5 protein-coding genes are annotated in these 4,487 nt (G+C 72.6%); 1 reads left to right on the forward strand and 4 read right to left on the reverse strand.

The window, feature by feature from the left end; translation table 11 throughout:
- Positions 1-59: 59 nt before the first annotated feature.
- From ACXJKG_RS19700 to ACXJKG_RS19715, 4 genes are read right to left on the reverse strand one after another with little or no spacing between them, the layout of a single operon-like run.
- Positions 60-791, reverse strand: coding sequence for an HAD family hydrolase (locus ACXJKG_RS19700; RefSeq protein ID WP_456847424.1), 732 nt, complete (start codon positions 789-791; stop codon positions 60-62).
- The gene (gene gltX / locus ACXJKG_RS19705; protein WP_456847425.1) at positions 788-2,275 is read right to left on the reverse strand and encodes a glutamate--tRNA ligase; all 1,488 of its coding nucleotides are present in this window, start codon (positions 2,273-2,275) and stop codon (positions 788-790) included. Before gltX ends, ACXJKG_RS19700 begins: the two co-directional genes overlap by 4 nt.
- Positions 2,276-2,285: 10 nt before the next feature.
- A complete protein-coding gene (locus ACXJKG_RS19710; RefSeq protein ID WP_456847426.1) occupies positions 2,286-3,071 on the reverse strand; it encodes a fumarylacetoacetate hydrolase family protein in 786 nt (261 codons plus the stop codon).
- A 14-nt stretch (positions 3,072-3,085) separates the two neighbouring features.
- Positions 3,086-3,907, reverse strand: coding sequence for a methyltransferase domain-containing protein (locus ACXJKG_RS19715; protein ID WP_456847427.1), 822 nt, complete (start codon positions 3,905-3,907; stop codon positions 3,086-3,088).
- Between the two features lie 101 nt (positions 3,908-4,008).
- Between ACXJKG_RS19715 and opgC the strand changes: the two genes are divergently transcribed.
- Positions 4,009-4,487 (forward strand): OpgC domain-containing protein (opgC, locus tag ACXJKG_RS19720; protein ID WP_456847428.1); only part of this gene is annotated, 479 nt, incomplete at its 3' end.

The following is a 4,487-nucleotide window of genomic DNA, read 5'->3' on the forward strand; positions in this document are numbered from 1 at the left end:
CGGCAGCTCGAGGTGACGTTCTCGCGGCGACGTGACGTTCTCGCAGGCCTCGCCCCCAACTAGAGCCCCAGCGCCGCCGGCAGCTCGTCGAGGGACGCGACGACGACGACCCCTGCGGCGGCGATCTCGTCGTCGCTGATCGGGATCCGTCGGCCGTCCGGACGGTCGAGCCACACGCCGACCAGTCCAGCGGCACGGGCGGCCGCCGCGTCGACGTCGAGCTCGTCGCCGACGTAGGCGGTGCGCCCGGGGTCCGTGCCCAGCCGGCGGCAGGCCTCGAGGAACACCCGCGGGTCGGGCTTGCCGTAGCCGAGGGTGTCGACCCCGACGAGCATCGGCACGCGCTCCAGCAGCGACGCCCGGTCGAGCTTGCGGGTCTGGTACGCCACCGCCGCGTTGGACAGGGCGCCGACCGCCAGGCCCGCGGCGAGCAGCCGGTCGACGACCGCGTCCACGTCCGGGTGTGCCGACCACGCGCCCGAGAACTCGGCCTCGAACGTGCTGTCCCAGCGCGCGAACCCGTCGTCGTCCAGCGCCGGCCCCCCGAACCGCTCGTGCAGCTCGTTCGCGCGGGCCATCCGCTGCTCGGTGTACCCGACCTCGCCCCGCGTGTACGCCGCGTAGTGGCCGCCGACGTCCGCGCGCCAGACCGTCACCAGCTCGCCGTGCCGGTCCTCCGGCAGGTCGGGCAGGTAGCGGCGGGCGACCCCGGACAGCGCGTGGACGAACGCGCCGCGCGTGTCGACGAGCGTGTCGTCGATGTCGAACAGGACGCCGTCGAGCTGCCTCACAGGGCGGCGCGCAGGGCGGCGATCCGCGCGAGCGTGGACTCCTTGCCCAGGATCTCCATCGACTCGAACAGCGGCGGCGAGATGCGCCGTCCGCTCAGCGCGACCCGCAGCGGCGTGAACGCGAACCGCGGCTTGATCTGCAGCTCGTCGACCAGCGCCGCCTGGAGYGCCTCCTGCGTCGTCGCCGTCGTGAAGGCCGTCRGGCCCCCGAGCGCGCTCGCGGCGGCGTCCAGGACGGTCGCGGAGTCCTCACGCAGGGCGGCCCGGGCGTCGTCGGCGATCTCCAGCGCGTCGTCCCCGACGAAGAGGAAGCCGAGCATGCCGACGGCCTCGCCCAGCAGCGTGATGCGCTCCTGGATGAGCGGCGCGCCGGCGTCGAGGAGCGCGCGGTGCTCGGCCGAGAGGTCGGCGTAGGAGTCCGCGGGGACCAGGCCGGCGCGGTGCAGGTACGGGACCAGCCGGTCGCGGAAGTCGTCGGGCGCGAGCAGCCGGATGTGCGCCGAGTTGATGGCCTCGGCCTTCTTCTCGTCGAACCGCGCCGGGTTGGGGTTCACGTCCGCGACGTCGAACGCGGCCGTCATCTCCGCCATCGTGAAGATGTCCCGGTCCGGGCCGATCGACCAGCCGAGCAGCGCGAGGTAGTTGAGCAGGCCCTCGGGGGTGAAGCCGCGGTCGCGGTGCAGGAACAGGTTCGCCTCGGGCGCGCGCTTGGACAGCTTCTTGTTGCCCTCCCCGTTGACGGACGGCAGGTGCCCGAACACGGGCATGACCGTGGCGACGCCGAGCTCGAGCAGCGCCCGGTACAGCGCGATCTGGCGCGGGGTCGACGAGAGCAGGTCCTCGCCGCGCAGCACGTGGGTGATGCCCATGATCGCGTCGTCCACCGGGTTGACCAGCGTGTACAGGGGCTGGCCGTTGGCGCGGACGATGACGAAGTCCGGCACCGAGCCCGCCTTGAACGTCACGTCGCCGCGGACCAGGTCCGAGAAGGTGAGGTCGTCGTCGGGCATCCGCAGGCGCAGGACGGGCTCGCGGCCCTCGTTGCGGAAGAACGCCTTGTCCTCGTCGGTGAGGTCGCGGTCGGCGCCGTCGTAGCCGAGCTGCGGGTCGCGGCCGGCCGCCTTGTGCCGGGCCTCGATCTCCTCGGGCGTGGAGAACGACTCGTACGCGTACCCGCCCTCGACCAGGCGGCGGACGACGTCGGCGTACAGGTCCATGCGCTGCGACTGCCGGTACGGCTCGTGCGGGCCGCCGACCTCCACGCCCTCGTCCCAGTCCAGGCCCAGCCAGCGCAGCGCGTCCAGCAGCTGCAGGTAGGACTCCTGCGAGTCGCGCGCCGCGTCGGTGTCCTCGATGCGGAAGACGAACGTGCCGCCCGTGTGGCGCGCGTACGCCCAGTTGAACAGCGCCGTGCGGATGAGGCCGACGTGCGGCGTCCCGGTGGGCGACGGGCAGAAGCGAACACGCACGGGGGAGGAAGTCACGCCCTCCAGATTAGTGGCGGCGCAGCACCGGGTTGCGCAGGGTGCCGATGTCCTCGACCTCGATCTCCACGATGTCGCGGTCCACGATCGGTCCCACACCCGCGGGCGTGCCCGTGAGGATGACGTCGCCGGGCAGGAGCGTGAACACCTCGGAGACGTAGGAGACCAGGTACGCCGAGTCGAAGATCATCTGCGACGTGCGGCCGTCCTGCGTCGTCTTGCCGTTCACGCGGGCGCGCACGTACAGGTCGTCGACGTCGAGGCCGGGCACGATCCAGGGGCCGATCGGGCAGGAGCCGTCGAACCCCTTGGCGCGGGTCCACTGCGAGTCGGCGCGCTGCACGTCGCGCGCCGTGACGTCGTTGGCCACCGTGTAGCCGAAGACGTGGTCCAGGGCGCGGTCCGGGGTGACGTCCTTGGTGACCTTGCCGATGACGATGGCCAGCTCGGCCTCGTGGTCCACGTGCTCGGTCCAGTCGGGCAGGACGATCGGGTCGTCCGGGCCGATGATCGACGTGTTGGGCTTGAGGAACAGCAGCGGCGCCGCGGGGACCTCGTTGCCCAGCTCGGCGGCGTGCGCGGCGTAGTTGCGGCCGACGCCGATGATCTTGGAGCGCGGGATCACGGGGGCCAGCAGGCGGACGCTGTCGTYGTCTAGCCGGATCTGCTCGCCCGTCGGCTGGACCGGCGTGTAGAGCGGGTCGCCCGTGATGACCACGAGCTCCTCGGAGCCGGGGGCTCCGTCGACCAGGGCGTAACGGGGGTCTCCCCCGGTGGTGAACCTCGCGATGCGCATGTCGGCAGCCTAGGTCAGGCGCGCGCCAGCACCTCGCCGTGGAGCACCGCGAACCAGCCGTCGGGCTGCGTGCCCCACTCGCGCCACGCATCGGCCAGCAGCTCCAGGCCGACCTCGTCGGCGAGCCCGTGCGCGATGGCCTGCGCGGCGAAGTTCGAGGCGACGGAGCGGTCCGCCCACAGGCTGGCCCACCAGGCCCGGTCCTCGGGGGTCGCGTAGCACCAGACACCGGCGCTGGGGACGATCCCGGCCGGGTCGAAGCCGGCCTCGCGCACCCACGACAGGAGCTTGCGGCCGGCGTTGGCGTCGGCCTCGTTGGCCTGCGTGACCTCGTGGTAGAGCTCGCGCCACTCGTCCAGGCCGTTCGACGGCGGGAACCAGGTCATGCCGGAGTAGTCGGCGTCGCGGACGGCGACGAGGCCGCCGGGCTTGGTGACGCGGCGCATCTCGCGCAGGGCGGCGACGGGGTCGGTGAGGTGCTGCAGCACCTGGTGCGCGTGGACCACGTCGAAGGCGTGGTCGGGGAACGGGAGCTCGTACGCGTCGGCCACCTGGAAGGTCACGTTGTCCGCACCGGCGTCCGCCGCGGCCTTCTGCGCGATCTCGACGACGGCCGCCGAGGTGTCGACGCCGACGACGTCGCCCGGCTCGAGGCGGGCGGCCAGGTCGATGGTGACGGAGCCCGGGCCGCAGCCCACGTCGAGCAGGCGGGTCCCCGGGACGAGGGCCGGCAGCAGGTACGCCGCCGAGTTCTCGGCCGTGCGCCAACGGTGCGAGCGCAGCACGGACTCKTGGTGTCCGTGGGTGTACACGTCGGGGTGCGTCGGGGAGTTCACATCGAACTGTAATCACCCGGGAGGGGGAAAGTTCAAGAATCGGGACGAAGCGTTTCGACATGCGAGATTCGCGCGTTTCCGCGGATCGCTAGCATCCGTGCATGCGCCGCATCGTGGGAGTCGACGTCGCCCGGGGGCTCGCCGTGCTGGGGATGATGACCGCGCACGTGGGTCCCGACGACCCGTACGGCTTCTCGCAGCTGGCCGACGGACGGCCGGCCTCGCTGTTCGTCGTGCTGGCGGGGCTGTCGCTCGGGCTGCTGTCGGGCGGCGCCGCGCCGGTGACCGGGACGCGGCTGGTGCAGGCGCGCGTGCGGATCCTGGTCCGGGCCCTGCTGCTGTTCGCGATCRGGGAGCTGCTCGTCCTGCTGGGCACGCCCGTCGCCGTGATCCTGCCTACCTACGGCCTGCTGTTCGCCCTCGGGTGCCTCGCGCTGCGCTGGTCCCGGCCGGCGCTGCTCACCGCGGCCGGCGTCGTCGCCGTGCTCGGGCCGCCGGTCGGGCAGACGATCGCCGCCGAGCTCGAGGGTCGTCCCAGCACGACGCTCGTCCACCTCGCGACCGGGCACTACTACCCCGC

Source organism: Cellulomonas sp. P5_C6 (assembly GCF_054049635.1).